Raw genomic sequence first — 25,861 nt, forward strand, 5'->3', positions numbered from 1 at the left:
AACCACCTTCTACAACAAGCTTTTAATAACACGGGCAGGATTGCCAACAACAAGAGTATTCGCAGGAACATCCTTTGTAACAACACTCCCGGCACCCACCATAGCCCCAGAGCCGATACGAATACCTGGAAGAATCGTTGCATTCGCACCGATGCTTGCATTATCTTCTATAACTGTTTGAAGAAACTGTTCAGGGTAGCATTTAGAACGCGGAAACATGTCATTGCAAAATGTTGCATTAGGACCAATAAAAACTCTATTTCCAACCCGCAGACCATCCCATAATTGAACACCGCACTTAACGGTAACATCATCACCAATCACGACATCATTTTCAATAAAAACATGGTCGCAAATATTACAATTAGCACCAATGACAGCGCCTTTTAAAATGTGAACAAAAGCCCAAATGCGTGTTTGTGGACCTATATTAGAGGTCTCACATAAAGCCATGTCATGAACTTTGTACATGTAATCTTTATGCTCCATATATTGAAATTCATTTCTTTCTACGGACAAAATCTATCATCCGCTGGCCTAATTTTTTCTTTGAGAAAAAAACACGAAAAAAAGATTTATATGAATCATTTTTCATAAGTTTATCATAATCATAAATATAAATCAGACTTCTATCGTTCTGCGGATAGGACACCCCATCTACAGAAATCATCCGGCTTCTTTGTGTTTCCAGGTCATTATGAGCTTTAAACCATTGTCGCGCCGACCGGCTTTTCTCACTCAACAACTTGGAATTAAGTGTACTGATCATATTATTCAATTCATCTATATCACGCCACAAAAACTGCGCAGAATCACAAAAATCAGCGGGAGGATAAATAGCAGGATTAATCACATCATGATTAAGAACGGGAATACCTGCCGACATCAGTTCAACAACAATACGCGCTGAACAGACCGGAAAGGTTGCTACAAATAGATCAACACCATTATCCAACATGGATTGCCCTAGATTATCAGCCCATTCTATGTGACGAAACCGACCGATATCAATGTCAAGTTTTTTGAATGCATTATAAAAACTCTCTAAACTATCAGCATCAAGCTTCCCGTAATGATAATGAACCCCATCAGTCTGCTTCAGAATCGCCGCTACAACATCAGCAAAACTATATTTGTATGCTGACTGCGTTTTATAAACACGCGCTGACGCACTGGCCGTTGTTAGTTTTCCATTCCGATAGGGCTGATATATTTGGGCTTCAAATTTATCATTCAGCAATGGTGGACACATAATAAATTTAGCATTCGGCACCTGATTATTAATAGCATCACGCTGGCTGTCCGTTTTAACAATAAAACTATCAATAGCCGAATTATTTAAACCCAAAGCTAGTCCATGATCATAAACAAAATCCATGATGATGTTTTCAGCCAAGCCCGACTGAATAGAAGCATTCAAAGAAACATCCACATGCGTGATGAATGGATATAAAACTTTAGGATGCAATCGATAAAAAATATCGACTAACGCAGTCGTTTTTTCATAACAATCCAGAGCATTATCAACATGGATAACCTCTATGCGTTCATCATGGAATGCCGCCTGCCAATCTTCATCAGGAGCCTGTATCCAGCCGCTGGAAACAATGTATAATTTGGAATATTTTGTTAAAAGAACTGAGGAAAGATCTCTCAGTTCATTATATATGCCTCCACCACCTTTACTTAAACCCGATACTGCAATGACCGCGCAATCATTATATGGCTGGCTTAAGACACCCATCCCTTTTTGCAGTAATGCCATACGGCCAACTGTTTCACAAAATTGATCCACCAAAGATGTACTGTAGACAGCGTTGAAATAATTAAATTTAGTATTATTAAATACATCAGCACAATACAGAATGCATTCTCTCATTAAATCCTTGAACCAAATTCTTATTCTCGGATTTTTATCGGACGCAGAAGCGGATAGTAGTTTTAATCTCTGATTAAGCACCTCCCATTCAGGAAGAGATGAATTAGATACAATGTGATTTTGGACACAGGATATCATGTTTTCATTCAGTTTTTTTTGTTTTTCAGACTCCATAGATGTCCAAATGCCATTACCATGCCAATTATACAAACTATATACATCAGGAAAGTACTTAAATTTACACTTTGTCTTAAACAAGTGATAAATAAAAACAGCACTATCACCTCGCATAGGATCAAGTAAAAAATATTCCGGTAAAAATTCATCTATTTTTCTATACATTATAGATGATGTATGGCAATATACTTTATTATTTATACAATCTTCATATGTATATGATTTTTCCTCTATAACATTTGAAAGAAAGCTAAAATATTTATCGCCATAAGAAATAATACTATTATGACCAACAGCAAAATAATCATAGTTTGTTTCTAAGAATCTAATTTGCCTATCCAATTTTCTACAGCTCGTAAAAACATCATCAGCATCTAAAACATGGAAATAACGACCACGGGCAACCTGATATGCCCTCATAAAACTATAGCCCTTACCACGATTTTTATCATTATCGAGCACAATGACATTGTCATGCAATTCGGAATAATGATGCGCTATATTACCACTCTTATCGGTTGAGCCATCATTTACAATTATAATCTCAATCGAATAACCTGTCTTTTGCATCAAGACGGAATCAAGCGCTGCCGCGATATATTGTTCACAATTATAGACCGGAATCATTATAGAACAAGTAATATCACGCATTGCATTCTCCATAAATGAGATTAGGGTAACGATCCGTCAAAGCCTGAACTATTGGATCATCTTTATACTTCTTCCAAATAGCAATATTACTGATAGATAAATCTGGATTAAAAAATATTTTTTTATGAATATGATTATTCTTATCCAAACCAAGAAAGTTATTTATTTTCTGTGCTTCATTATCATAATTTAAAATTAAGTTTTCAAAATCAAGATTTAAAATATTATGAGAAAAAATTGGGTATCCATTAAATACAGATGAAAAATAACCATCAACCCCTTCAAAACCCTCCAAAGGAATAAAAGAACCCTTTGCATTTAACTTAAAGTCTAGATAAACATCTCTCACATCTCTTTTACAGGAAATTATTTTAAAATTATTAAAAATGTCTATATTCAATGCGTTGTATTGAATTGAATTAACAAAAACTATGAACTCTTTTTCAGAAAATGAAGAATACATATTATAAAGATATTTATTTATCAAATCATCTAAATTGAATTCATTAATATTTTTTGAAATGAATATATAATTATTTATTTCTTGATTTTCATCGAAAAGTTTTTCATGCCAATTAAACGGTTTTTTACCGACATAATTAACAGACTTACATAGTTTACTTATAAATTTAGCAGTATAATAAATCAATGATTCTGGCTTTGAATTTTTATAATGTGGATAATAGTACAATACAGCCGAAATAAATTTTTTAACAGCAGAATCAAAAGTATAGTAATTATTATTATTTAAAATAACAGATCGAAGATCAAGCAATCCAGAACCATACTTGATTAAAAAATCCTCTCTTTCCATTACATGTACATTTGAAAATTCCTTCAAATAGTCCCGAACTGTAGAATTTCCACTTTGCCCAAAACCAAGTAAAATAATAATATTTTTATTGGTTGAATTATCATTTTCCGTTACATGACAATTAAGTATTCTAAAAAGTTCATATAAAAATTTATCAGAGTTTGATCTTTTAATTGCTTCACCTCGTAATATTTCTTTATTATTGTTTTTTATTTCCTTAGAAATTTTTTCTGACATATTGAAAACCAACCTAACATATTAAAAATAAAGCTATCGAGATGGCTTGAATGTTATCCAGCTTGGAAAGCTAGACATTTCATCAGCGACATTATCAATATTTAACTTATATAATTTTAAATTATATTTCATTGCGAAATTATTCACTGCATGCATGGTTAATGGAAAATAAGCATCATAATCATCTCCACTAAAAATACCACCTGGCTTTAATTTAGGCCACCACTTCTCCAAGGTATCACCATTATTTTGACCACTATGTGCATATCCATCAATATAGATAAAATCAAAATATTCATCTTCAAAAAGCGGTAAAGCCTCATCAAAAGTCAAACGCAGACAAGAATTGCGTTCTTTAAAGGGAGACAAAATTGATAACGCATGCCGATATTCATCTACATCGTGACGACGATCACCATTCCACATATCAATACTATAAAGGAAGGCAAGCTTTGAATTTTGCAACAACCTTAATGAATTTAAGCCTTTAGCAACACCTAATTCAACACCAATAGAGCCAGCCTTTATCAAACGGCCAATATCTTTCCGCCCTATAAGAGGCTTACCTACAAACTCAGATACATCTATTGAAATATCTGAAGGCGCAACAATTTGGGATTCATTACTACTTATTGAATCCTTACCATCAACCTTTTTATGAGAAGGCATTTTGGCAGATATTTCTGTATATTTTTTATTTTTTTTCCACTTAAGATTGATGCCCGTTTTGTTTTTTATAATTGTTCTTAAGCCCATCACAACCTCAACATCATACAGCCTATATTAATCTATTGCCCGTCTTCAAATGATTTGAGACAATTTGTTTTTAAACAAGAGAGATTTCTGCCTGTTTTTGTTTGTTTGATTATGCTGCGTTTTGCCTATAAATCAAGCGACGATTTTGTAATGTTCTAAACTTGATGACGGTTCGTTGTTTCAAGATTTTTTCTCCTGTGCCATAATAGACATCTGCGGGCGTGAGATTATTGAGACTTTCGTGGTATCTGTGGTTATTGTAATATTCCACGAAAACAGCAAACTTATTTTTTTCAACAAATGAAAGAATGTCAAAACCTGTGCCCGCTTTGTGTTAATAGAAAATTTCATAGATTCTTTATAGCAAATCTTTATATATGAGACAGGGCATCATACCACTGATAAAAATGAATTGTCCAAAATATAAGTCAATAATGAGAACATAGAAAAGCACATGAAACTAGACCGCTGTCAATTAATAGACCTGCCTAAAATCAGCGATCAGCGCGGAAACTTGACTTTTGTCGAAGGCAGTCGCCATGTACCTTTTGATATCAAGCGCCTTTATTATCTCTATGATGTTCCCGCAGGTTCTATACGCGGCGGCCATGCCCATAAAGCCTTATGGCAATTATTAATTGCTGTCTCTGGCAGCTTTGATGTTATTCTGGATGATGGCGTAAACCGGAAAATCGTTCATCTAAACCGACCTTATTCAGGCTTGATAATTTGTCCAATGATCTGGCGAGAACTGGAAAATTTTTCTTCCGGTGCCGTATGCATAGTTGCAGCCTCTGCCTATTACGATGAAAATGACTATTATCGCGATTATAAAACATTCCAGACTGATGCAGGAAAACAACCATGATACCATTTCTAGATCTTGGCGCGGCTTATCACGAACTAAAAACAGAAATCGATGAGGCCGTACACCGTGTTTTGGATAGCGGCTGGTATATTTTAGGTGAAGAAGTCGATCAATTCGAAAAAGAGTTTGCCGCTTATTGCGAAGCCAATCATTGTATAGGTGTTGCCAATGGTTTGGATGCACTTGTTCTGGCATTAAAAGCCTTGGATATAAAAGCAGGTGATGAAGTTATCGTCCCTTCCAATACATATATCGCAACATGGCTTGCAGTCTCACGTGTTGGCGCCACGCCCGTATCGGTAGAACCCGATTTACTGACATACAATATTGATCCTGCTTTGATAGAATCTGCAATCACACATAAAACCCGCGCTATTATTGCAGTGCACCTTTATGGCCAACCAGCCAATCTTGAACCGATAAAAGCACTTGCCCAAAGACACCGATTGCATCTTATTGAAGATGCCGCTCAAGCCCACGGTGCGAAATACAAGAACACTAAAATAGGCGGACACGGTGACATTGTATGCTGGAGTTTCTATCCCGGTAAAAATCTTGGCGCACTCGGCGATGGTGGTGCAATTACAACAAACAATAGTCCATTATCCGATCGCTTAAAAATGCTACGCAATTATGGTTCGACAATCCGGTATGAACATCAAATGATTGGTGAAAACAGTCGGTTAGATAGTATTCAAGCAGCAATATTACGCGTCAAGCTTCAATATTTGGACGACTGGAATAAGCGTCGAAAAAAAATTGCTCATCATTATATGAAGCACATAAAGAACAGTCTTGTTTCCATCCCTCAAGTTCCCCAATGGGCAGAACCGGTCTGGCATCTTTTTGTCATCAAATGCGACAAACGCGACGCTTTGCAAAGCCATTTACAAAACAAGGGAATTACAACCCTCATCCATTACCCTATCCCGCCACATCGACAAAAGGCCTATGCCGACATAAAAAATTCGCTCCCATCATCACCGATAGCTGATAAGCTTGCCGGACAGATTTTGAGTCTACCAATCGGACCACAGCAAAGTGAAGCTGATACAGATATAATTATCAATGCAATCAATGACTTTACTTGACGTCAATGGTCATATTCATCAATAAATCATGCCATGTCGATGCTTGAAGACCGTAAACAGACTGTAGCTTCATAGATGATAATAAAGAATTTTCAGGCCGCTTGGCAGCGACACGATAATCTTTTGCCAAAATTGGTATTATTTTATTTTCTTTGCAATCTAGGCACATATAATTTTTTAAAACTTCTACTGCAAAATCGGCCCAATTCGTTTTCCCATCTGGTGCAATATTAAAAATACCACGCCAATCTTGCGGTGGATGCTTACCTAGAACCCGTCGTGCAATATGAACAATATTCGTAACAAGAAAAGCGGCACTTGTCGGCGCCCCCCATTGATCACACACTACACGGATCTCGTCATGCGTTTCAGCCAATTTCAGCATGGTTTTAACAAAGTTATGTCCATAAGGGCTATAAACCCAAGCCGCGCGTAAAATAACATGATCAGGATTATAATCCTGCACTGCCCATTCCCCTTGTAGCTTTGAAAGACCGTAAACATTAATCGGCCCGACTGCATCCTCCTCCGTATAAGGTTCTTTTTTCTCGCCATTAAAAACATAATCGGTCGAGATATGAATTATCGGGATTTGTCGTGCCGCTGTTGCCTGCGCCACATTTCTCGTGCCATCACGATTAACCTTGAAAGCAGCCAATGGATCTTCTTCTGCCTTATCAACAGCCGTATAGGCAGCAGCATTCACTACGATATCCGGACTATATCGATCAAGCGCATGTTCGACTGATGCTTGATCTATAATATCCAAATCGGGACGACCAAGTGTAACGATCTCAACATCTTCCTCGCCAATATCTTCAAATGAGCGAGCAAGCTGTCCATTTTTACCTGTAACAAGTATTCTCAATTATCTAAATGCTCAACTTTATATATTCATCTATCATTTCAATTTTGCACGTTCACGTAAAGGTTGCCACCACCAGTCATTATCCAAAAACCAGTCCACTGTCTTTTCCAGACCGGTATCGAATGTCTCTTGTGCTTTCCAGCCCAGCTCATTTTCAATTTTCGTCGGATCAATGGCATAACGGCGGTCATGCCCTTTACGATCCGTCACAAAATTGATCAGATCCAGATAGGATGAACCATTCGATCTTGGTCGTTTCCGGTCGAGAATATGACAAATAGCTTCTACGACTTGCAGATTGGTGCGCTCATTATGGCCGCCAACATTATAGCTTTCGCCAAGCCGCCCATTCAAAACAATCGTTTCCAGCGCACGCGCATGATCATCAACATAAAGCCAATCGCGGATATTCTCGCCCTTGCCATAAACAGGCAACAGCTTTTCATCCAGAGCCGTCAAAATAACGAGCGGAATAAGCTTTTCCGGAAAATGATACGGACCATAATTATTGGAACAATTGGAAAGCACAACCGGCAAACCATAAGTATGATGCCAAGCCCGCACCAGATGATCACTTGCCGCTTTCGATGCAGAATAAGGGGAAGAAGGGTGATAAGGCGTCTCTTCTGTAAAAATACCGCTTTCAAATGGCAAATCACCAAAAACTTCGTCTGTTGAAACATGATGGAACCGGAATTTTTCTTTACGCTCAAGCGGCATATTCTCCCAATAATCACGCACCGTTTCCAACAGACGGAATGTGCCAACAATATTGGTCTCAATAAAAGCGGCAGGCCCTGTGATTGAGCGATCAACATGGCTTTCTGCCGCCAAATGCATCACGGCATCAATTCTTTCATCTGTCAGAATATTACCAATTTGCGGGTCGGCTATATCAAGCTTGTAAAAATGATAATTGGAAGCACCATCTATGGTTTTCAATGATGCTAGATTGCCAGCATAGGTCAGCTTATCAACATTGAAAACATTATGACCTTGCGCCACCAGATGACGGCATAAAGCCGAACCGATAAAACCGGCCCCGCCGGTTACAAGAATCTTCATATTCCTGCCCCATTCCATTCAAAAACTTCCGTCTCCCGGATAAACGGTGCCTTTTTATCTTTCTCAGAAAGAATAAGCTTGTTCACATCAAAAGGCCAATCAATAGCAATATCGGGATCATCAAATCGGATCGACCGGTCACAATCAGGCGCATAAAAATCCGAAACCTTATATAAAAATTCACAATTATCTTCGAGCGTTAGAAAGCCATGTGCAAAACCTGCCGGAATATAAAGCTGATCCCAGTTATCGGTAGAAAGCTCTATGCCCACCCACTGAAGATAGGTCGGCGCATTACGTCTTATATCAACCGCCACATCGAATACACGACCTTTTGTCACGCGCACCAGTTTTGCCTGCGCATGTGGATTAAGCTGATAGTGCAAACCGCGCAAAACCCCAGCTTGGGCTGAAAAAGAATGATTATCCTGCACAAAAACATCGCCCACACCATAATTGGCAAAAAGACGCGCATTATAAGTTTCAGAAAAAAAACCTCGATCATCATCAAACTTTTGTGGGCGTATTTTCAAAACACCCGGCAGGGATGTCTGCTTGACCTCAATCATTAGCAAGTTCCGACATACGTTTTTTCAAATAGGCACCATAATCTGTCTTGCCCATGCGTTCAGCACGCTTCAACACTTCATCCGCAGTCATATACCCTGCTTCAAAAGCAATTTCCTCTGGACACATGACTTTGATCCCCTGACGCTTTTCAATTGCACGCACATAGGAAGATGCATCATGCAAACTATCATGTGTACCAGTATCAAGCCAGGCATAACCACGCCCCAAACGCACCACATTCAACCGATCTTGCGCAAGATAAAGGCTATTAATATCGGTAATTTCCAATTCGCCACGGGCAGAAGGTTTTAAGTCACGGGCAAAAGATACGACATCATTATTATAAAAATAAAGTCCAGTTACCGCCCAATTCGATTCAGGCTTTTGGGGTTTTTCCACCAAAGACAAAGCCTTGCCTGTTTTTTTATCAAAACTGACAACACCATAACGTTCTGGATCATCGACATGGTAAGCAAAAACAGTAGCGTCCTTGTTATTTTTGCGCGCCTCCTGCAAATGCCGAGACAAACCATGACCAAAAAAGATGTTATCACCCAAAATCAGCGATACATCATCATTGCCGATAAAATCCTTCCCAATGATAAAAGCTTCGGCCAGTCCATTAGGGTGTGCCTGTTCGGCATAAGACAAGGAAATCCCGAAATCGCGACCATCCCCAAAAAGATTTTGAAACAATGGCAAATCACGCGGCGTCGATATAATAAGAATATCACGAATGCCGGCTAACATTAAAACACCTAACGGATAATAAATCATCGGCTTATCATAGATCGGCATTAATTGCTTGGAAACACCCAGTGTTGCTGGATAAAGGCGTGTTCCACTACCACCTGCCAGAATGATACCCTTCATAGCTCACTTCCCTTCCTTGAAGCTTATTGCTTAAATCAAATAGATGTGGCAGACAATATCAATCGTACCAATCAACGCAAAGATACGCCCTGCTTTAGCAAGACTTTTAGTTGATATGATTGTTTGAGCCTAGGAGCCGTCATAGAACGCCATGCCGCAGCCCCAGTCAACCGACAAAGCCACTATTGCAATTCTACTCTCCTCAAAAAGCGAGAGCACCCGTTTTATCTGCAATATTATTCCTGATTTATCCATAACCTATAATCTCGTCCTGTTTCACAACGGCGAAACAGATGATATCCGCAAATGTTTTCCTTATTGCGCCAAAATCTTTATGAAGCCCAATCTGGATCAATCACTTCTTCTGGGGTATTTTCAGGCAAAATACATCACGCATCTTGCCAATTTGCAATTTGTCCTCAGCAATATTCTTGTAAATGGACATCTTGCCCTATTCTTCGACCGCTTCAACTGTAGCCATCTGCAAGTTCTGGATAAAGCCAATAGCCGATCGAATAAAATAAAACGTGCCCTGCAATATGCCACACGCATCATCTATGAAAATTCAACCTTGCGCGAAGAAATCCACACAGCCTATCTGTTTGGTTACCCTGCATGTGAGCATCTTCTGGAAAAACTAGATACAGCCGCGGCCATTATAGAAACAGGTCTCGCGGCAGCCGCACAAAACAGGCAGGAAAAACTAGATGCTACCACTCTGTTAAAAAAAGCCGATTTCGATTGTGTATACTGGAGCGGCGGCAAACATAGCAGGGCAAACAACAAAATAACAAAAACCTATATCCGCAGCTGGAAAAGCGGCCTTTACCCACGCCGCCCTCAACCCGGCTTCCATCCCGGCATCTATGCCCAATATCATGACCTTGGCAAAACAAACATGGATCCCTTTATCCATTATCTGCAACAGGACAAACCACAGGGGCCATGGTGCTGGCAGATCATTGACTCACCGGTACAAATCTCATCTCAAGCCTTCAATCGAAAAATCGCATTACAAATCCATGCTTTCTATCCTGAAATGCTTGATGACATAAAAAAACGGATCATTGTCAATCAAAGCCGACCCGATCTTTTTATCAGTGTTAAAAATACAAATGATCAAAATCGCGCACAGCAAATTTTTGCCGATTATGATGCTTTGGTTGATGTCCGAATTGTTCCCAATCGCGGACGTGATATCGGCCCCTTACTCAGCGAATTCGGCCGACAATTGATTAAAGATTATGATTTCATCGGCCATATTCATACCAAATACAGTGACCATATTACCGACCGTCATTATCTAAAACGCTGGTATGAATATTTAATGATTAACCTTCTAGGAGATGGACAGGCCCTTGGTGCCATTGACACCATTATAGAACAAATGCATTCAACCGAGGGGCTTAATCTTGTTTTTCCTGATGATAAAAACGCTATAAGCTGGGCAAAAAACCGTAAGGCTGCACAAGAACTGGCTCCGCGCCTCGGCTTGGAAATATTACCCAACTATATCAACTTTCCCGTCGGCACCATGTTCTGGGCATCAAAAGATTTGCTACAAAAATTTATTGATCTGAATTTGGACTGGAATGACTATCCGGAAGAGCCCATTGCCAAGGATGGCACCATGCTGCATGCTATCGAACGGCTTTTCGGTGTGGTCAACTTGCAAATTAGTAAAATATCCGCCTGTTCTCTTTTCGGTACACTTCGGCGCTAACCCATAAAGAACAAATAGCGTTAAAGCCCTAATAGCTATCGAAAAAACGTCCAAGCAAAGGTAATCGATGCCAGAATGGAAGACGGGCACGATGCTTCATAATCTCACATTGCAAAGTATCAAGCTCCCGATCAATGACATCGACTTCATCATAACGACCTGCATGTTTCATCCGATCACGGATCATATGATAATAGGATCGGGCATGGTGCATATGTTCTAAACCGACTTTTCCTTTATCGGTCATACCCCAATCACAATACATTTTTGCTAAATTTGCGCAAATTTGCGCATAAATAAAAGAATTATCGCTTATATTTTTATTGTTGAGAGCACTTTTAAATGCCTGCTCAGATTTTAGATAATCGGCATTTTTATCTTCACTAAAAGATGCAAGCCGCCATAGGACCAAACCAAGCTGGTTCTGGGTTGCAATCCATTCTTCACTCTGCTCCATTTCATCAATCATCGGCAATATGGTTTCGAGTGATTTTCGGGCGCCAATCAAAAGCGGCGCAACAGGACCACAATCAGACCGTCTTGCCATCATATAAAGCAAATGGCCAACATTACTTTGCAACCGCAAATATTCACCAAGGTCACGTTGCGGCGTATAATATCGCAAGGCCTGACGGAAAGAAAGTTCTGCTTTTTTAAATAATTTCAAACCATTAGCACTACTATCGACTTCACCGATATACGCCATGACCAGTCCAAACCATTGGTTCAAACGGGCCCATAATAATGGTTCGGCTTTCTGATCAACTTCGCTCATGGCAGACTCATATATCTCTGCCGCTTCACGATAAAACTCAAATCGCGCGTCACCCGTTTCGCTATTACCGCATGCATGCAAAACAGTTGCCAACTCTATCATATTGGAAAGCCAGTCCGAAGGACGCAAACGTTTTATTTCCGGTCCAATCGCACTGCGCAATATTTCGCACGCTTCCTGACGCAATGAAAAAGTCAATTCATCCCGATGCAGATTAGCTGCTGCGGCCATATCCTTTCCCAGCGCTCCGCGTGTCAGCGCCAGCCCCAACATATCACGCTTTTGTTCAAACCGGCCCAGATTATCACGTAGCAAAATAATAGCGCGCTCAAACAGAGGCAATCTTTCAACATCCTTGCTACTATGTGCCAATGCCGATAGTGCTGCTGCAAGTTCACCCTGCAATCGTGTCCATCCATCAGCGCCAATATCGGGACTGGACATTGCATGTGCCCGCGAAAAACTATCAACAGCATTTTTAAAGAACTCATACCGCGCTTGGCCTTCTTTTTGCTGGCCTGCCAACATATAAGTCCGCCCCAACTCAAACAGGGTAAAAGCCTTATCCTTATCCGGTATCTCCTCACCATCATAAGCCAATACGCTTTTAAAGGCATCAATCGCCTGAGATAAATAGGCAATCTTTTTCTTTGGCTCTTCAACCCGTGCCAAATCACTCAGGCTGATTCCCATTCCATTCAATGCAACAACCCAATGCTCAAAACGTTCCTTGAGCCGGAAAGTTTCAGCTGCAGTACGCAAAATATCAACTGAAGCCTTGTAGTAGTGCCCCTTGTCCCCTTTGCGATCCACATCTGCAAAAGCACGCATCAACTGGCCACGTTCAAGATTGATCAAAGCCCGATCAAAAGCACCGTCATACTGATCAATCGCATCATAAAGCTCATCAAGAAGACCATTGATATAATGTAACCGCGACAGCCCCATATCGCCGCCTTCACGCACTGCATAAGTACGCATATGACGAGCCAAGGCCAATGTAAGCATGCCCCAGCGATAAAAATTGTCCGATCGGTTAAAAACTTCCAAAGCACTGCGATAAGCATCCATAGCATGTCGATAATGCTCAAAGGCGGTCCGTTCGCCTTCTTCATCAGCAAGTGCAATCAGCGCCTCAGCCAAATTTACATTGGCATCCGCCCATTCATTTTTATCAATGTGACGCGCTTTCAACGACAAAGCAAGATCGGCCTGTTCAACCTTTTCGCGCAGGCGCGAACGATTATTCCCCTCTAGCGCCATTTTTTCCCTTCCATTTCGATGCATCACACAGCAAAATAAGCTTTTAGCATAAAAGAAAATAAAAATAATCAGGTTTCATTATGATTCTAAATGAAAAATCATCAATCGTCATTCTAACGGGGGCCGGCATCTCCGCCGAATCAGGTATTGCCACTTTTCGTGACAGTGGCGGTTTATGGGAAAATCATGCCATTGAAGACGTCGCAACACCGCAAGGTTTTATACGCAATCCCACGCTCGTCTATGAATTTTATAACCAGCGGCGCAAGGATGCAGCAATAGCACAACCCAATCCGGCACATGAAGCTCTATCACGGCTTGAGCGCATATGGCGCGGTAATTTTTTGCTGGTCACACAAAATGTCGATAGCCTACATGAAAAAGCAGGATCAAAAAAACTCATCCATATGCATGGCGAATTGAACAGTGCGTTATGTATGAATTGTCACAGCCACAATAGCTGGGAAAATGACATTAATGCCCTCTCCACCTGTCCACAATGCGGCCATGCAGCGTTGCGCCCCGACATTGTCTGGTTTGGTGAAATGCCCTACCGGATGAATGAAATCGAGCGTTCTTTATATACAGCCGATATCTTTATTGCCATCGGTACATCGGGTCAGGTCCATCCGGCTGCGGGTTTTGTCAGTCTGGCCAAGGCAGCAGGTGCCCATACAGTTGAAATCAATCTGGAATGCGATAATCCAGCAAGCAGCCAGTTCGATGAACATCTATGCGGGCTGGCCGGACAGATGGTGCCACAATTTGTCAGACGGATTGTGGCACAATGCCTGAATATATAATCAACCTATTTTCAAGCGCATTTTCAGCACGTCCTCAAATTCATCAATCATCCTGTTTCATATCGACAAAAAGATCGGCAGCCAATACGGCAGGACGACACAACCTAACACCATAAGGTGTCACCATAATCGGCCGATTGATCAATTCAGGATGTTCATGCATCAGCCGTGCAACATCCTCTTCATGCATATCTGCATTATCAAGACCGTATTTTTCATAAGCCGGTTCTTTCTGACGCAAAAAATCACGAACACTACATTGCGCCCTGACGGCAAGTAAAAGCAGCATGGTCGCACTTGGCGGCGTTTTAAGATACTCGATAATATGCGGCTCGAAACCCGCTGCACGTGTCATCTCGACAACAGTGCGCGATGTGCCACAACGCGGATTATGATAGATAATAATATCAAGAGCAGGCGTCATATCATCCTCGATTCAAATAACAATATCAATTACACAGACTATTGCCCAAATTATGAAAAATAGAAAGCCGATTAAAAGAAAGTGATCATACGGAGCAGTCCCATCTTTCGATATTGCAATGCCGCCCTTCAAGAAACCACAAAAATATTATTGGCTTATCAAATAAAAATACTATCTCCATAATGAAAAAGGCCAGACAATTTGCCTGACCTCTCATAGGTATCAAATTCTTGACAGTGCCAGTACATCCGTGGTCACCGGAGAATTGATAACATTTTTAAGCAGCGGCTAAATTACAGGCCGATGTTTTACCTGAACGTTTGTCTTGCTGCAATTCATAGCTGATAGCCTGACCGTCACGGAGCTCGCGCATACCGGCTTGTTCAAGTGCACTAATGTGAACAAAAACATCTGCTCCGCCGTTATCCGGTTGGATAAAGCCAAAACCTTTTAAAGAATTAAACCATTTAACTGTGCCTGAGGTCATAATAAACCCTTTCATAGCAATAGAGATCAATGCAGAAACTGCATCTAAATATCGATTTTTGATAAGAGGGGAAAATTAGGACGCTATAAGCGTAAAAAGAAACTACTCGAAAAAAATATCGTGTGCCATGCCTATAGCTCCATAACCAGCATGTCAACATAAAAAATTTTATTCATCCCATACGCTGAAATTCGAAACAACATGACGATTCTGCATATGCTACGACATCAAAGAGATTTGACATTGACGGCAGAGACAAAAGCAGGGGAATGAAATACCAACATATGAACATGTAAATAAAGAACTTGGTGCGGGTGGTCGGACTCGAACCGACACTCCTCTCGGAACCAGATTTTGAGTCTGGCGCGTCTACCAGTTCCACCACACCCGCACAGTCTGATGATATGTAGACCATATCTATAGCGCTGACTATCTTATGAATGGGGCCAACGTCAACTGTTTCATGACCGTTCTTGGAAAAAAATACTGAAAATCTTCAGCCACACTGGAAATTACCCCATGGAACAGCTACACAAATGCCTATAGAAACTTGAAACGGCACCTTAATGCTCAAAAAATTGACGAATTGGACGATCTCTCTTGCCCAACGCAAATCAGCACAATACTGGCTTGCCCTCATCGCCTTTATCGAAAGCTCCGTTTTCCTCATTCCGGCCGATGTACTCTATATACCCATGTCTCTGGTCCGGCGCGACAAAGCCTATCGCTATGCATTTATTGCCACACTATTTTCTGTTCTTGGCAGTATTGGCGGTTGGCTGCTTGGTCATTTCGCCTATGAAGCCATTGCCAAGCCTGTGCTGGAATTTTATGGCAAATATGAAAGTTTCGAAGCACTACGTTCCAATACAAGCATAGAAATCATCTTTCTACTGCTGATCACGTCCGGTCTTACCCACCTGCCACCAATCAAGGTTGTAACAATCCTCGCCGGTGTTATCGGTGTCGACATCTGGATTTTCATCCTCTTGGCCATTATCACACGCAGTGCCCGATTCTACCTTCTGGCGTGGATTATCCAGCGTTATGGCCAAGTCATGCTTGATTTTGCACTCAAACGCATAAAATGGATCGTCAGTATCGGTTGCGTTGTACTGGTCCTTGCCTATATTCTCTATAAAGTATTTTTCTAGGATAATGACCATGGCCGAGCAGACAACGCATATTGAACTTGCAGACCGGCGGCATAAATGGCTGGCACTGTTTTTGGGCATTGTCATGGCGCTAACCGTGTTGATTGCGCTCGGCTTTGAGCACATTGGCGGAATGATGCCTTGCAAATTATGCCTTGAGGAACGCATTCCCTATTATATCGGCGCCCCTTTGATGATACTGACCGCATTTCTGGCCGCACTCTATGTACCGTCATGGCTTGTCAGGCTGCTATTTTTTGTAGCCGCTCTATTCATGTTCTATAATCTCACTCTCTCGATCTATCATGCAGGTGCAGAATATAAATTCTGGCCCGGTCCTGCAGATTGTTCCGCCGCCACAACAGCAATCACAACAGATGCCGGTAATTTGCTTGCCAATCTTAACAAGGTGCGTCCACCTTCATGCGACAAAGCCGTTGGCTATTTCCTCGGCCTTTCATTTGCCGGTTGGAACGCCGTGGCCAGTCTTGGCCTCGGCATCATTGCCCTCATTGGCGCGCTAATCCGGCCACGCTGATAATGCCTGAAACCATGTCGGCCGATCTTATAAAACCGGTCTTGCGCTTTGCACCCAGCCCCAATGGCTTCCTTCATCTCGGCCATGCCTATTCAGCCCTGCTGAACTTCAATCAGGCACAGCTTATTGGGGGGCAGTTTTTGCTAAGAATTGAAGATATAGACACGCAGCGCTGCACACTAGCTCTTGAGGCGGCCATCTATGAAGACCTGACATGGCTCGGCATAAGCTGGCCGCAACCGGTACGCCGCCAAAGCGAACATTTTGACGACTACCACAATGCACTGGAAATCTTGATTGATGCCGGCCTTGTCTATCCGTCTTTTTTAACCCGCGGAGCCGTGCGACAGATAATTGAGGAATCGTATCAAAGAGGCGAGACATGGCCCTGCGACCCCGATGGCGCACCACTTCATCCGACATTCGAACGGGATTTTCCGGATCAGGAAAAACGCCAAAGGATAGCCTCGGGCGAAGCCTTTGCATGGCGTCTTCATATGGAAAAGGCCGTCAAATATTACGGCCATAACCTCCACTGGATAGAAAGTGGAGCAGGCCCTCAAGGGGAAAGTGGCTCTATCAAGGCTAATCCTCTTGACTGGGGCGATGTGGTGATTGCACGTAAGGAAGTCCCGACTAGCTACCATCTTTCCGTTGTCATTGATGACGCCTTGCAAGCGGTTACCCATGTTATACGCGGGCGTGATCTTTTTCATGCCACGGCCGTCCATCGTCTATTACAAGAAATATTGGGGCTACCGGTACCACACTATCATCACCATGATCTGATATTGGGCGATGATGGATTAAAACTATCAAAAAGCCGCCATGATACCGCAATCAGAAATCTGCGTGACACAGGTCTGACCCCGTACGACATTCAAAAAATGATTGCCCTTCCAAAGGAATAAAATCAAATTATTATCAATAACTATAATTTTTTTGACGCGCATTGACGCACGGCTTCCAACATCTGGCGACTACCATCCAGTGCAATAATCGGCAAGTCCGGCGCATTCTCAATTTTGACCTTCAGCCTTTTGGCCTTGCCTAAATGCTCAAGGTATTTGTCGGGAAAATCGCCGAAAAGAAGATTTCCACCCGTAACATCCCCCACCATACCTTCAGCGACACCATGAAAATCCAATGCGCCGCCAAGGATAAAATTGGTAAAATAGGTCTGCCCCTGTTTGATCCACTGCCCGTCTTTCTCAAAGTTGAGAATGACCCTATTCTCGTTCTTGCCAATCATAACCATTATAACCGGTTTATCCGAAGGCTTGGATTGTTCATAATTCTTCGGCATCGCATAACAACCGATTTTATTATAAACAATAATCCATGCCCCTGACGAACCGTAGCTCTGATAGGTTTGGGCTTGTACGCATAGCGGCATACACAGCAATAAAAGAAATAAAAAAGCCTGATAGAACCGTTTCATGAAATCTCACCACGCCTTTCGCGCCGACAAGGATACCTTTATCATGAAAATATAAGACCAGAAATATATTTTTATCTATTGACTTAGAGTGTGCTCAAAGCAGTAAATCCATATGCGTCGAAAAGGAAAAGAACATGAAAATCGGAGAACTTTCCCGGCGCAGCGGATTGTCAAACTATACAATCCGCTATTACGAACGCATCGGGCTTTTGCCCGTAGCCGACCGTGATCGTGCCAAACAGCGTGATTATGATGAAGCCATTCTAAACTGGATTAGCTTCCTCAAAAATCTCAAGGCAACCGGCATGCCGCTTGCTCGGATGCTGGATTACGCACACTTGCGCGAAGAAGGACCACACACCATCCCAAAGCGGCGTGAAACATTGCAGATCCATCGCGAGAAAGTAAAAAAGGATATCGCCGTACTCCAAGAAAACTTGCGTCTATTGGATAAAAAAATCGTTGCCCATCAAGCCATCGAAACCGAAATGCAAGACGGGATAGAAAATACCGACTGGGAAAAGCGCTTCCGGACACTGGCCAAATCCTGAGTTTCGACACTCAATCTGAAACCAGAAGGATCAATCATGAAAACCAGATTTTTAAACACGCTGGAAACCAGCGCGATCGGCCTCGGCTGCATGGGACTTAGCTGGGCTTATGGCCCAACAGACGATCAACAGTCGATTAAAACCATCCACCATGCACTTGAACGCGGCATCAATTTTCTTGATACTGCGGATGCCTACGGACCACACACTAATGAAGAACTGGTCGCCAAAGCCATTACAGGCAAACGCGATCAGGTTGTGCTGGCCACCAAATTCGGCCTAACTCGGGGGTTAAAGGAAAAGCCATCCGGCAAAACCGTTAATGGTCATCCCGATTATGTTATTGCCGCTTGTGAAGCCTCTCTCACAAGGCTGAAAACCGATTATATCGATCTTTACTATCTTCATCGAATCGATCCCACTATACCGATCGAAGAAACTGTCGGCGCCATGGCCGAGCTTGTTGCACAGGGTAAAATCCGTCATATCGGTCTGTCAGAAGTCTCAAGCGCAACAATCCGCCGTGCCCATGCGGTACATCCGCTCACAGCCATCCAAAGCGAATATTCTCTCTGGACACGCGATATCGAGGAAAACAATGTACTTGAAACCTTGCGTGAACTCGATATCGGTTTTGTTGCCTATGCGCCTTTAGGACGTGGCTTTTTAACCGGTGCGATCAAATCTCCATCGGATTTTGCCGAAGACGACTATCGTCGTTCTTCACCGCGTTTCCAAGGCGAGAACTTTATTAAAAATCTTGCTATTGTTGAAAAGCTTGAAGCCCTTGCAACCGAGCATCATGTCAGCAGTGCCCAACTGGCTTTGGCCTGGGTCTTGGCTCAAAATAATAATATTGTACCGATATTCGGCACCACAAAGGCTAGCCGTATTGACGAAAATATAGGCGCTCTTGATATTTCATTAGACAATGCACAATGGCAAGAAATCTCGACACTATTACCCCCTGCAACCGGCGCCCGTTATCCGGCACAAACAATCGGTGAAATCGATGGTTGATTTCGGTTTCTAAAACCATAAAAAAGCGCTAATAGGATGATTATGGAAAAAGGGAAGTGTCCATGATCATCCGCAATGCCGAAGAAAAAGACCTCGCTGCCATCACCGCCATTTACAATGATGCGGTTGAAAATACATTAGCAATCTGGAACGAAAAACAGGTTGATATTTCCAATCGACACGAATGGCTTCAAACCCGTCAATCTACCGGTTTTCCAGTCCTCGTTGCCGATGAAGGAAACGGGGCTTTGGGCTATGCCAGTTATGGGCCGTTCCGTCCCTTTGAAGGCTATCGTTTTTCAGCCGAACTTTCGATCTATGTCGATAAAAAAATCCGCGGCAAAGGAGTCGGTAAAAAGCTGTTGTCCGCATTGATAGACCATGCCACAAACAACAATATCCATGTCTTGATTGCCGGTATCGAAGCCGGTAACACCGCCTCAATCAAACTACATGAATCTTTCGATTTTATCGAAACAGGGCGCATGCCTGAAGTGGGCATCAAAAAGGGCCAATGGCTTGACCTTGTTATGATGCAGAAGAATTTTGCCTAATTTGCTTTACCGAATTCTGCGAATACTTCATGGGAGCCATTAAAAACATTAAGATCAATATGTTTTTCGCGCCCCTGATAGCCCTTAAGCAAGCCCTTCGGATTATATTGCCAGATGACCCAATCGGTTCCTTGTGGCAGATTCGGCTCCGACAAGATTGAACGATACCATAAAGGATAATCGGCAAATTGCGGCTGCACATAAACCGGATAGGCATATTCATCTGTATAAATAATCGGCCGGACACCATAATGGTCTTCTATCTTTTGCAATAAGACACGCAATCTTTGGGTAATCGCAACCACTTCCTGACTATCATCGACAACTTCATTTTCTACATCAATAACTGGCGGCAGCATATCGTGTTCTTTGGGAACAGACCGGATAAAATTTTCAGCCTGTAAAGCACCATCGGTCTTAGCCGTAAAAAAATGATAAGCCCCCACACGCAAACCGGCTTTTTTCGCTTCTATCCAGTTTTGTTGAAATTTCGTATCCTGGAAATCACCGCCTTCCGTTGCCTTCATATAGGCAAAGTGAATGCCTTGATCCTTGATTTTATGCCAGTCAATATCGCCTTGATGATGTGAGACATCAACACCGCGCACAGGGTAATCTTTATAGCTTGGCATATTGGGCCAATAAAGCCCCGTATAAGCCAGCACAGCCAAAGTAGCCAGACCGATAACCAGTGTGACCAAAAAGGACCAAAAAAACGGACGCATATATACCCTCTTAATAACAATGCCTCAACGGGGCCACATCCAAGATCCTGTTAGACAAAAAATCAGCCAATCAAATCGTTCATATGCTGATTAAAACCCGTATCGGCCCCTGCACTATTTATAGTTAAAAAATAGTCATGCCAACCGGTCTCATCTATTGCAGCAAGCAATAGATGGCTTGCCGCCTCATCCGGCACTAACCAAAGTGCAAAGAAATCATGATCAACCGCCCTGATAACGCTTCTATCCGTGCGACCAAAAGCAACCGACTTGATACCAGCTTCATCCAGTGCCGGCATGCCAGCCCCGATTTTATTAAAAAAGATCATTTTTTCATGGATAGATAAAGCATTCCATGCTGGCTTGGCACTATAAAATTCGATCACATAATGATTCATAATTTTTCTTTCCTGAGCGTGCGCAAAGCGCGTTTGATGATATATTTTGTCGTAGATGAATCACTGGATTCCAACCAACTGCTGCAAATTGATTCTACCCATTGCGGCTTTGATTTGGACGCATCATTCAACCAGTTGGCCACACTATCCTGCACATAGCGTTCCGGATCAGCTCTCAAAGGTTTTAGAATTGGTAAAGCACGCTCCGGATGCTCTTTCATCAGGCCAAAGTGTGTAACCCATACACCGCGTGGGCGCGTAAACTCACAACCATAACGCCGAATAAAAGGGGATGGATCATGGCTCCATCTTGAGAACAGCTGAATAGCTTCTTCCGGTGCATCTATGATATGCTTGCGCAAGGCAACGCCTGCCCACTCACGCACGCCAAAATGATGATCATCAGCCAAAGGCCTTATTTTATCAAGACGTTCAGCCAATGACATATTTTCTTCAGCACCGATTATAAAAGCAGCCCAACTTCGCACCGTATCGGAGAAATGGTTTATCGCCCTCTCTAAGGCAGAGGGGCCTAAAATTTCAGCTGCTACGCACATACGCTGTGAAATCCCAAGTCCGGATGCCGCCCGCATATATTCTATTTTTTGTGGCGCAACGTCATGAAAGACCGCAGCCATGATCGTTGCAAAATCAACCGCCAGACATTCGCTCAAATGACGACATTCTGCCTGTCCACTATCAAGAAGTACCAACCGCTCCCGGTCAATATTCATGAGATTTGCCCCACATCGGTTTGCGCCCATATTTTAGATAACAGATTATCGAGTAATCGTAGCTCATCATCACTCAAATTATGGGTCAAATTATTGATCCAATCGCCATGTGTAGCAAACACACTTTCAATCAGCTGACGTCCTTGTGGCGTCAAACATATAACAATCTGGCGCCGGTCTGTCGTATTGCACATTCGCATGACATATTGGCTCTTTTCCAAACCATCAATCAACCCTGTGATTGTTGCACGCGTTACTCCGCAAAATTGTGCCAATTGATGGGGAGCACAATCACCATTTTGTTGCAAAAAATAAAGAATGACAAATTTGGCTTCCGATAGAGCAAACGGTTTCAACCGCGCCGCACAATCCCCATCGATGGCACGGGACGCCGATAACAACTTGAAAACGGCACTCAAAGCACTTTGACGGCGGTTGTTGCCGTGCGACATATCAGCCAGAAGTTTTTTATAGCGCAACTCAAGAAACATAATAAGGCACCTAATTATATATCGCCTTACTTAAATGATAATTGACATAAAGACAATATCCTTTATCTAGTTTAGAATAATTCTAATCTAACTATTCAAGGTATCCTCTTATGGGTCTGTTTTCTTTTACTGCCAACAATCCCTTTTCAGGAAAACGTCCGTTTGCATCTCTCAGCGAGCAGGAAATACTGGCTCTTGCCATTTCGTCAGAAGAAGATGACGAAAAGATCTATCTCAACTATGCCGATGGATTGCGTGAAGCATTTCCCGACAGTGCCAAAATTTTTGAAAAAATGGCCGAAGAGGAAAGTCATCATCGCAGACGTTTGATTGAACGTTACCGTCATCGTTTTGGCGATCATATCCCTTTGCTGCGACGTGAGCATGTTAGCGGATTTTATGAACGTAAACCTGACTGGCTGGTACGGCCGTTGGGGATCGACAAGGTACGCGATGCTGCCGCAGCCATGGAAGAGCAATCAGCCCGATTCTATCGACAAGCTGCCGCACGCACAACCGATGCCGAAACACGCAAATTACTCGGCGATTTGGCCATGGAAGAAGAAGGCCATGAGCGCCTTGCCGGAAAACTGGAAGAAAAATACACGCCTCTTGATGTACGTGAAGAGGAGCGTGCCCATGAGCGAAAGCAGACCATTTTAACATGGATTCAGCCCGGCCTTGCCGGATTGATGGATGGTTCGGTTTCTACCCTTGCACCAATTTTTGCTGCCGCTTTCGCCACCGGGGATACAAGGCAGACTTTCCTCGTAGGCCTTTCCGCATCCCTCGGTGCCGGTATTTCGATGGGATTTACAGAAGCCGCCCATGATGACGGCAAACTTTCTGGACGTGGTTCACCAATCAAACGTGGCATCGCTAATGGTGTCATGACAGCAATTGGCGGGCTGGGCCATACATTACCCTATCTGATACCTGATTTCCATATGGCGACAACACTGGCTTTCATTATTGTCTTTATCGAACTCTGGGCCATTGCATGGATACAGAATAAATTTATGGAAACACCTTTTTGGCGCGCTTCCCTGCAAGTTGTTGTCGGCGGCGCTCTGGTCTTTGCCACCGGCATTTTAATTGGTAGTGCCTGACATAAAACACATATAGTGGATGGCCGCAATTCCAGCTTGTAACATACTGAAAAATGGGTTTAATCGCCTGAGATATTATTTTTCAGTAAGGATTTATCATGCCAAAACCGGTTCTCGGACTTATCCGCCTGCCACATTCCGAGGGGCTTGAACTTCCCGCCTATGAAACAGCAGGATCAGCCGGACTTGATTTACGTGCCGCTGTTCCCGAAGGTCGACAGATTATTCTACTCCCGGGCAAACGCGTTCTCGTTCCTACCGGTCTGATCTTTGAACTGCAAGAAGGCTATGAGGCACAAATCCGTCCACGCTCCGGTCTAGCACTTAAAAATGGTATCACCTGCCTCAACACTCCCGGTACCATTGACAGCGACTATCGTGGTGAAGTGCAGGTTCTGCTAATCAATCTGGGGGAAGATGAATTCCGCATCACCCGTGGCATGCGCATTGCCCAAACAGTCATCGCACCCGTCACACAGGTCAAAATAGAAGAACGCACCGAAGCCAGCGAAACGGCTCGCGGTGCTGGTGGATTCGGTTCGACAGGGCACCATTGAACGGATCTGACCTTAGAACCGCACCGGTAGGGTAATTTCATCCCCACGGCCATCCGGTGGTGCGGGAATAGGGGAAGAACGTTGCGCAACCTTGATCGCCAACGCATCCAGCTGCTGATTTCCGGACGAACGTACCACACGGGCTGATGAAATACGCCCCGATGCGTCATAACTGAACCGTACGCCGACAAGACCGCGCCCACCCGGCACCTGACGCCCCATCCGATGAGCAACAGCATTGACCTTGCGTTGTACTTTTGCAATCCAGCCAGCGTCATTCTTACCGCCGGCACCATCTGTACGGCTATTATGGGGGGCTGCAAATTTCGGATCCGGACGTGCATTGATCTGCGGTGCAGCGCCCTTGCTCGTATTTTCAGCCGTCTTGACATCCTTTTTGGCTTTTTCAAATTTTTCCGGCGGCTTTTTATTTTCCGGCTTTTCAGCCTTTTTAATTTCTTTCTTTGGTGGTTCAGGTTTTTCAACCGTCTTTTTCTCAGGCTTCTTGATCTCTTCAACAAAATCAGAAGGAGGTGTAATCAGCGGATCAGGTTCGGCCATTGCCAATTGTTCCTGAACTTCCGGCACTTCTTCAGCCTGGGTCTCAGGTTGCAATTCTTCTGATATATTTTCAACAACAGGCGCAGTAATGTCCTCGGCAAATTCCAACATAATTGCGGGGGGCAAACCTGCAGCCTGCTCGGGCTCTGGTTGTAAACCATAAAACCCAAAAGCCCCTGCCACATGGGCACCCAGCACAATTATCAAGGCGAGTCCCCAACGCACTGCACTTTTCCAGTAAAACCCACGATAATGAAACTCATCTTTCATGGTGCCTTCGCTGCTCCTCCTTCAAGGCCGACAAGACCGAGTTTAAGGTAGCCGCTTGACCGCAAACCATTCAACAACTCTGTCACACCGCCATAATCGACATCCTTATCAGCGCGTATGAATATTTTTGTTTCCAAGTCACCTTTGGTCATAGAATCTAGTACAGATTTAAGCTGAGCCAGATCGGTTGCTGTCTCACCGACATATAACATGTGGTCTTTCTGCAATGTCACATAGACAGGTTTATCGGGGCGCGGCGTTGCCGGTGTCGCACTCGATGGCAGCTGCACCGGAATATCGCTGGTTGCCAGAGGTGCCGCCACCATAAAAATGATCAATAAAACAAGAATCACATCAATAAACGGTGTTACATTAATATCATGGGTGACCTCAAGCTCGTCATCATCAAGATCTTTGAGTTTGGCAGCCATTAT

General features: G+C 43.0%; 30 protein-coding genes and 1 tRNA gene. 12 read left to right on the forward strand and 19 right to left on the reverse strand.

The window, feature by feature from the left end:
* Window positions 1-9 precede the first annotated feature (9 nt).
* From ACYZ97_RS09480 to ACYZ97_RS09495, 4 genes are read right to left on the reverse strand one after another with little or no spacing between them, the layout of a single operon-like run.
* Window positions 10-489 (reverse strand): acyltransferase, encoded by a 480-nt coding sequence (locus ACYZ97_RS09480; RefSeq protein ID WP_473298375.1) that lies wholly within the window; start codon window positions 487-489, stop codon window positions 10-12.
* A 10-nt stretch (window positions 490-499) separates the two neighbouring features.
* Window positions 500-2,707, reverse strand: coding sequence for a glycosyltransferase family 2 protein (locus ACYZ97_RS09485; protein WP_473298377.1), 2,208 nt, complete (start codon window positions 2,705-2,707; stop codon window positions 500-502).
* A complete protein-coding gene (locus ACYZ97_RS09490; RefSeq protein ID WP_473298379.1) occupies window positions 2,700-3,758 on the reverse strand; it encodes a hypothetical protein in 1,059 nt (352 codons plus the stop codon). Before ACYZ97_RS09490 ends, ACYZ97_RS09485 begins: the two co-directional genes overlap by 8 nt.
* Before the next feature lie 33 nt (window positions 3,759-3,791).
* Window positions 3,792-4,514 carry a class I SAM-dependent methyltransferase gene (locus tag ACYZ97_RS09495; RefSeq protein ID WP_473298381.1) on the reverse strand — a complete coding sequence of 241 codons (723 nt, stop codon included), beginning with the start codon at window positions 4,512-4,514 and terminating at the stop codon, window positions 3,792-3,794.
* Between the two features lie 454 nt (window positions 4,515-4,968).
* On the opposite strand from ACYZ97_RS09495, the gene ACYZ97_RS09500 reads away from it, so the two are divergent.
* Window positions 4,969-5,382, forward strand: coding sequence for a sugar 3,4-ketoisomerase (locus tag ACYZ97_RS09500; RefSeq protein ID WP_473298383.1), 414 nt, complete (start codon window positions 4,969-4,971; stop codon window positions 5,380-5,382).
* Window positions 5,379-6,473, forward strand: a complete 1,095-nt coding sequence (locus tag ACYZ97_RS09505) for a DegT/DnrJ/EryC1/StrS family aminotransferase (protein WP_473298385.1) — start codon at window positions 5,379-5,381, stop codon at window positions 6,471-6,473. Before ACYZ97_RS09500 ends, ACYZ97_RS09505 begins: the two co-directional genes overlap by 4 nt.
* Here the strand turns inward: ACYZ97_RS09505 and rfbD are convergent.
* The 4 genes from rfbD to rfbA are packed head-to-tail and all read right to left on the reverse strand — an operon-like array spanning window position 6,466 to window position 9,849.
* Complete coding sequence (rfbD, locus tag ACYZ97_RS09510) at window positions 6,466-7,341, reverse strand: dTDP-4-dehydrorhamnose reductase (protein WP_473298387.1); 876 nt, start codon at window positions 7,339-7,341, stop codon at window positions 6,466-6,468. The genes ACYZ97_RS09505 and rfbD overlap by 8 nt on opposite strands.
* Window positions 7,342-7,374: 33 nt before the next feature.
* Window positions 7,375-8,406, reverse strand: coding sequence for a dTDP-glucose 4,6-dehydratase (gene rfbB / locus ACYZ97_RS09515; RefSeq protein WP_473298389.1), 1,032 nt, complete (start codon window positions 8,404-8,406; stop codon window positions 7,375-7,377).
* Window positions 8,403-8,975, reverse strand: a complete 573-nt coding sequence (gene rfbC, locus ACYZ97_RS09520) for a dTDP-4-dehydrorhamnose 3,5-epimerase (RefSeq protein WP_473298391.1) — start codon at window positions 8,973-8,975, stop codon at window positions 8,403-8,405. Before rfbC ends, rfbB begins: the two co-directional genes overlap by 4 nt.
* Window positions 8,968-9,849, reverse strand: coding sequence for a glucose-1-phosphate thymidylyltransferase RfbA (gene rfbA, locus ACYZ97_RS09525; RefSeq protein WP_473298393.1), 882 nt, complete (start codon window positions 9,847-9,849; stop codon window positions 8,968-8,970). Before rfbA ends, rfbC begins: the two co-directional genes overlap by 8 nt.
* Window positions 9,850-10,000: 151 nt before the next feature.
* On the opposite strand from rfbA, the gene ACYZ97_RS09530 reads away from it, so the two are divergent.
* Entirely contained in the window at window positions 10,001-11,572 is a 1,572-nt protein-coding gene (locus tag ACYZ97_RS09530) for a rhamnan synthesis F family protein (RefSeq protein WP_473298395.1), read from the forward strand.
* Between the two features lie 28 nt (window positions 11,573-11,600).
* On the opposite strand, the gene ACYZ97_RS09535 is transcribed toward ACYZ97_RS09530, so the two are convergent.
* Window positions 11,601-13,610 (reverse strand): hypothetical protein, encoded by a 2,010-nt coding sequence (locus ACYZ97_RS09535; RefSeq protein WP_473298397.1) that lies wholly within the window; start codon window positions 13,608-13,610, stop codon window positions 11,601-11,603.
* Between the two features lie 80 nt (window positions 13,611-13,690).
* On the opposite strand from ACYZ97_RS09535, the gene ACYZ97_RS09540 reads away from it, so the two are divergent.
* On the forward strand, window positions 13,691-14,413 hold the full coding sequence (locus ACYZ97_RS09540) for an NAD-dependent deacylase (RefSeq protein WP_473298398.1): 723 nt from the start codon (window positions 13,691-13,693) through the stop codon (window positions 14,411-14,413).
* Between the two features lie 43 nt (window positions 14,414-14,456).
* On the opposite strand, the gene ACYZ97_RS09545 is transcribed toward ACYZ97_RS09540, so the two are convergent.
* The 3 genes from ACYZ97_RS09545 to ACYZ97_RS09555 all read right to left on the reverse strand — a co-directional run bounded on the left by ACYZ97_RS09545 (window position 14,457) and on the right by ACYZ97_RS09555 (window position 15,715).
* A complete protein-coding gene (locus ACYZ97_RS09545) occupies window positions 14,457-14,837 on the reverse strand; it encodes an arsenate reductase family protein (RefSeq protein ID WP_473298400.1) in 381 nt (126 codons plus the stop codon).
* A 277-nt stretch (window positions 14,838-15,114) separates the two neighbouring features.
* On the reverse strand, window positions 15,115-15,324 hold the full coding sequence (locus ACYZ97_RS09550) for a cold-shock protein (RefSeq protein WP_473298401.1): 210 nt from the start codon (window positions 15,322-15,324) through the stop codon (window positions 15,115-15,117).
* 306 nt (window positions 15,325-15,630) lie between these two features.
* Window positions 15,631-15,715, reverse strand: a tRNA-Leu gene (locus ACYZ97_RS09555).
* Between the two features lie 175 nt (window positions 15,716-15,890).
* Between ACYZ97_RS09555 and ACYZ97_RS09560 the strand changes: the two genes are divergently transcribed.
* Genes ACYZ97_RS09560 through gluQRS form a run of 3 tightly spaced genes read left to right on the forward strand, consistent with a single transcriptional unit; the run spans window position 15,891 to window position 17,927 of the window.
* On the forward strand, window positions 15,891-16,478 hold the full coding sequence (locus ACYZ97_RS09560) for a YqaA family protein (RefSeq protein ID WP_473298403.1): 588 nt from the start codon (window positions 15,891-15,893) through the stop codon (window positions 16,476-16,478).
* Between the two features lie 10 nt (window positions 16,479-16,488).
* Entirely contained in the window at window positions 16,489-17,016 is a 528-nt protein-coding gene (locus tag ACYZ97_RS09565) for a disulfide bond formation protein B (RefSeq protein ID WP_473298404.1), read from the forward strand.
* A 2-nt stretch (window positions 17,017-17,018) separates the two neighbouring features.
* Window positions 17,019-17,927 carry a tRNA glutamyl-Q(34) synthetase GluQRS gene (gene gluQRS, locus ACYZ97_RS09570; RefSeq protein WP_473298406.1) on the forward strand — a complete coding sequence of 303 codons (909 nt, stop codon included), beginning with the start codon at window positions 17,019-17,021 and terminating at the stop codon, window positions 17,925-17,927.
* 20 nt (window positions 17,928-17,947) lie between these two features.
* Here the strand turns inward: gluQRS and ACYZ97_RS09575 are convergent, their stop codons facing one another.
* Window positions 17,948-18,457 (reverse strand): hypothetical protein, encoded by a 510-nt coding sequence (locus ACYZ97_RS09575; protein WP_473298407.1) that lies wholly within the window; start codon window positions 18,455-18,457, stop codon window positions 17,948-17,950.
* Window positions 18,458-18,591: 134 nt separating this feature from the next.
* Between ACYZ97_RS09575 and ACYZ97_RS09580 the strand changes: the two genes are divergently transcribed.
* From ACYZ97_RS09580 to ACYZ97_RS09590, 3 genes are read left to right on the forward strand one after another with little or no spacing between them, the layout of a single operon-like run.
* A complete protein-coding gene (locus ACYZ97_RS09580) occupies window positions 18,592-19,008 on the forward strand; it encodes a MerR family transcriptional regulator (protein ID WP_473298409.1) in 417 nt (138 codons plus the stop codon).
* 36 nt (window positions 19,009-19,044) lie between these two features.
* On the forward strand, window positions 19,045-20,028 hold the full coding sequence (locus ACYZ97_RS09585; protein WP_473298411.1) for an aldo/keto reductase: 984 nt from the start codon (window positions 19,045-19,047) through the stop codon (window positions 20,026-20,028).
* Window positions 20,029-20,084: 56 nt separating this feature from the next.
* Window positions 20,085-20,582 carry a GNAT family N-acetyltransferase gene (locus ACYZ97_RS09590; RefSeq protein ID WP_473298412.1) on the forward strand — a complete coding sequence of 166 codons (498 nt, stop codon included), beginning with the start codon at window positions 20,085-20,087 and terminating at the stop codon, window positions 20,580-20,582.
* Here the strand turns inward: ACYZ97_RS09590 and ACYZ97_RS09595 are convergent.
* From ACYZ97_RS09595 to ACYZ97_RS09610, 4 genes are all read right to left on the reverse strand, one after another.
* On the reverse strand, window positions 20,579-21,307 hold the full coding sequence (locus tag ACYZ97_RS09595; protein WP_473298413.1) for a GH25 family lysozyme: 729 nt from the start codon (window positions 21,305-21,307) through the stop codon (window positions 20,579-20,581). The two genes, ACYZ97_RS09590 and ACYZ97_RS09595, sit on opposite strands and share 4 nt — an antisense overlap.
* Before the next feature lie 62 nt (window positions 21,308-21,369).
* Window positions 21,370-21,705: a DUF6616 family protein gene (locus ACYZ97_RS09600; RefSeq protein ID WP_473298415.1), complete on the reverse strand. Its 336-nt coding sequence runs from the start codon at window positions 21,703-21,705 to the stop codon at window positions 21,370-21,372.
* Window positions 21,702-22,439, reverse strand: coding sequence for a DNA alkylation repair protein (locus ACYZ97_RS09605; protein WP_473298416.1), 738 nt, complete (start codon window positions 22,437-22,439; stop codon window positions 21,702-21,704). Before ACYZ97_RS09605 ends, ACYZ97_RS09600 begins: the two co-directional genes overlap by 4 nt.
* On the reverse strand, window positions 22,436-22,930 hold the full coding sequence (locus tag ACYZ97_RS09610) for a MarR family winged helix-turn-helix transcriptional regulator (RefSeq protein ID WP_473298418.1): 495 nt from the start codon (window positions 22,928-22,930) through the stop codon (window positions 22,436-22,438). Before ACYZ97_RS09610 ends, ACYZ97_RS09605 begins: the two co-directional genes overlap by 4 nt.
* Before the next feature lie 110 nt (window positions 22,931-23,040).
* On the opposite strand from ACYZ97_RS09610, the gene mbfA reads away from it, so the two are divergent.
* On the forward strand, window positions 23,041-24,039 hold the full coding sequence (mbfA, locus tag ACYZ97_RS09615) for an iron exporter MbfA (protein WP_473298420.1): 999 nt from the start codon (window positions 23,041-23,043) through the stop codon (window positions 24,037-24,039).
* A gap of 98 nt (window positions 24,040-24,137) precedes the next feature.
* Window positions 24,138-24,596: a dUTP diphosphatase gene (gene dut, locus ACYZ97_RS09620; RefSeq protein ID WP_473298422.1), complete on the forward strand. Its 459-nt coding sequence runs from the start codon at window positions 24,138-24,140 to the stop codon at window positions 24,594-24,596.
* Between the two features lie 12 nt (window positions 24,597-24,608).
* Here dut and ACYZ97_RS09625 read toward each other — a convergent pair whose 3' ends face one another.
* On the reverse strand, window positions 24,609-25,427 hold the full coding sequence (locus ACYZ97_RS09625) for a TonB family protein (RefSeq protein ID WP_473298424.1): 819 nt from the start codon (window positions 25,425-25,427) through the stop codon (window positions 24,609-24,611).
* A complete protein-coding gene (exbD, locus tag ACYZ97_RS09630) occupies window positions 25,424-25,858 on the reverse strand; it encodes a TonB system transport protein ExbD (RefSeq protein ID WP_473298425.1) in 435 nt (144 codons plus the stop codon). The genes ACYZ97_RS09625 and exbD overlap by 4 nt, the downstream gene beginning before the upstream one ends.
* Between the last annotated feature and the right edge of the window lie 3 nt (window positions 25,859-25,861).

The sequence above is a fragment of the Bartonella sp. bp_1 genome, from assembly GCF_055808085.1.

Excerpts from the sequence above, each read along its gene's own strand:
- ACYZ97_RS09480 (WP_473298375.1), bottom strand. The coding sequence starts at position 489 with ATGGAGCATAAAGATTACATGTACAAAGTTCATGACATGGCTTTATGT.
- ACYZ97_RS09485 (WP_473298377.1), bottom strand. The coding sequence starts at position 2,707 with ATGCGTGATATTACTTGTTCTATAATGATTCCGGTCTATAATTGTGAA.
- ACYZ97_RS09490 (WP_473298379.1), bottom strand. The coding sequence starts at position 3,758 with ATGTCAGAAAAAATTTCTAAGGAAATAAAAAACAATAATAAAGAAATA.
- ACYZ97_RS09495 (WP_473298381.1), bottom strand. The coding sequence starts at position 4,514 with ATGGGCTTAAGAACAATTATAAAAAACAAAACGGGCATCAATCTTAAG.
- ACYZ97_RS09500 (WP_473298383.1), top strand. The coding sequence starts at position 4,969 with ATGAAACTAGACCGCTGTCAATTAATAGACCTGCCTAAAATCAGCGAT.
- ACYZ97_RS09505 (WP_473298385.1), top strand. The coding sequence starts at position 5,379 with ATGATACCATTTCTAGATCTTGGCGCGGCTTATCACGAACTAAAAACA.
- rfbB (WP_473298389.1), bottom strand. The coding sequence starts at position 8,406 with ATGAAGATTCTTGTAACCGGCGGGGCCGGTTTTATCGGTTCGGCTTTA.
- rfbC (WP_473298391.1), bottom strand. The coding sequence starts at position 8,975 with ATGATTGAGGTCAAGCAGACATCCCTGCCGGGTGTTTTGAAAATACGC.
- rfbA (WP_473298393.1), bottom strand. The coding sequence starts at position 9,849 with ATGAAGGGTATCATTCTGGCAGGTGGTAGTGGAACACGCCTTTATCCA.
- ACYZ97_RS09530 (WP_473298395.1), top strand. The coding sequence starts at position 10,001 with ATGCCGCAGCCCCAGTCAACCGACAAAGCCACTATTGCAATTCTACTC.
- ACYZ97_RS09535 (WP_473298397.1), bottom strand. The coding sequence starts at position 13,610 with ATGGCGCTAGAGGGGAATAATCGTTCGCGCCTGCGCGAAAAGGTTGAA.
- ACYZ97_RS09540 (WP_473298398.1), top strand. The coding sequence starts at position 13,691 with ATGATTCTAAATGAAAAATCATCAATCGTCATTCTAACGGGGGCCGGC.
- ACYZ97_RS09545 (WP_473298400.1), bottom strand. The coding sequence starts at position 14,837 with ATGACGCCTGCTCTTGATATTATTATCTATCATAATCCGCGTTGTGGC.
- ACYZ97_RS09550 (WP_473298401.1), bottom strand. The coding sequence starts at position 15,324 with ATGACCTCAGGCACAGTTAAATGGTTTAATTCTTTAAAAGGTTTTGGC.
- ACYZ97_RS09560 (WP_473298403.1), top strand. The coding sequence starts at position 15,891 with ATGCTCAAAAAATTGACGAATTGGACGATCTCTCTTGCCCAACGCAAA.
- ACYZ97_RS09565 (WP_473298404.1), top strand. The coding sequence starts at position 16,489 with ATGGCCGAGCAGACAACGCATATTGAACTTGCAGACCGGCGGCATAAA.
- gluQRS (WP_473298406.1), top strand. The coding sequence starts at position 17,019 with ATGCCTGAAACCATGTCGGCCGATCTTATAAAACCGGTCTTGCGCTTT.
- ACYZ97_RS09575 (WP_473298407.1), bottom strand. The coding sequence starts at position 18,457 with ATGAAACGGTTCTATCAGGCTTTTTTATTTCTTTTATTGCTGTGTATG.
- ACYZ97_RS09580 (WP_473298409.1), top strand. The coding sequence starts at position 18,592 with ATGAAAATCGGAGAACTTTCCCGGCGCAGCGGATTGTCAAACTATACA.
- ACYZ97_RS09585 (WP_473298411.1), top strand. The coding sequence starts at position 19,045 with ATGAAAACCAGATTTTTAAACACGCTGGAAACCAGCGCGATCGGCCTC.
- ACYZ97_RS09595 (WP_473298413.1), bottom strand. The coding sequence starts at position 21,307 with ATGCGTCCGTTTTTTTGGTCCTTTTTGGTCACACTGGTTATCGGTCTG.
- ACYZ97_RS09600 (WP_473298415.1), bottom strand. The coding sequence starts at position 21,705 with ATGAATCATTATGTGATCGAATTTTATAGTGCCAAGCCAGCATGGAAT.
- ACYZ97_RS09605 (WP_473298416.1), bottom strand. The coding sequence starts at position 22,439 with ATGAATATTGACCGGGAGCGGTTGGTACTTCTTGATAGTGGACAGGCA.
- ACYZ97_RS09610 (WP_473298418.1), bottom strand. The coding sequence starts at position 22,930 with ATGTTTCTTGAGTTGCGCTATAAAAAACTTCTGGCTGATATGTCGCAC.
- mbfA (WP_473298420.1), top strand. The coding sequence starts at position 23,041 with ATGGGTCTGTTTTCTTTTACTGCCAACAATCCCTTTTCAGGAAAACGT.
- dut (WP_473298422.1), top strand. The coding sequence starts at position 24,138 with ATGCCAAAACCGGTTCTCGGACTTATCCGCCTGCCACATTCCGAGGGG.
- ACYZ97_RS09625 (WP_473298424.1), bottom strand. The coding sequence starts at position 25,427 with ATGAAAGATGAGTTTCATTATCGTGGGTTTTACTGGAAAAGTGCAGTG.
- exbD (WP_473298425.1), bottom strand. The coding sequence starts at position 25,858 with ATGGCTGCCAAACTCAAAGATCTTGATGATGACGAGCTTGAGGTCACC.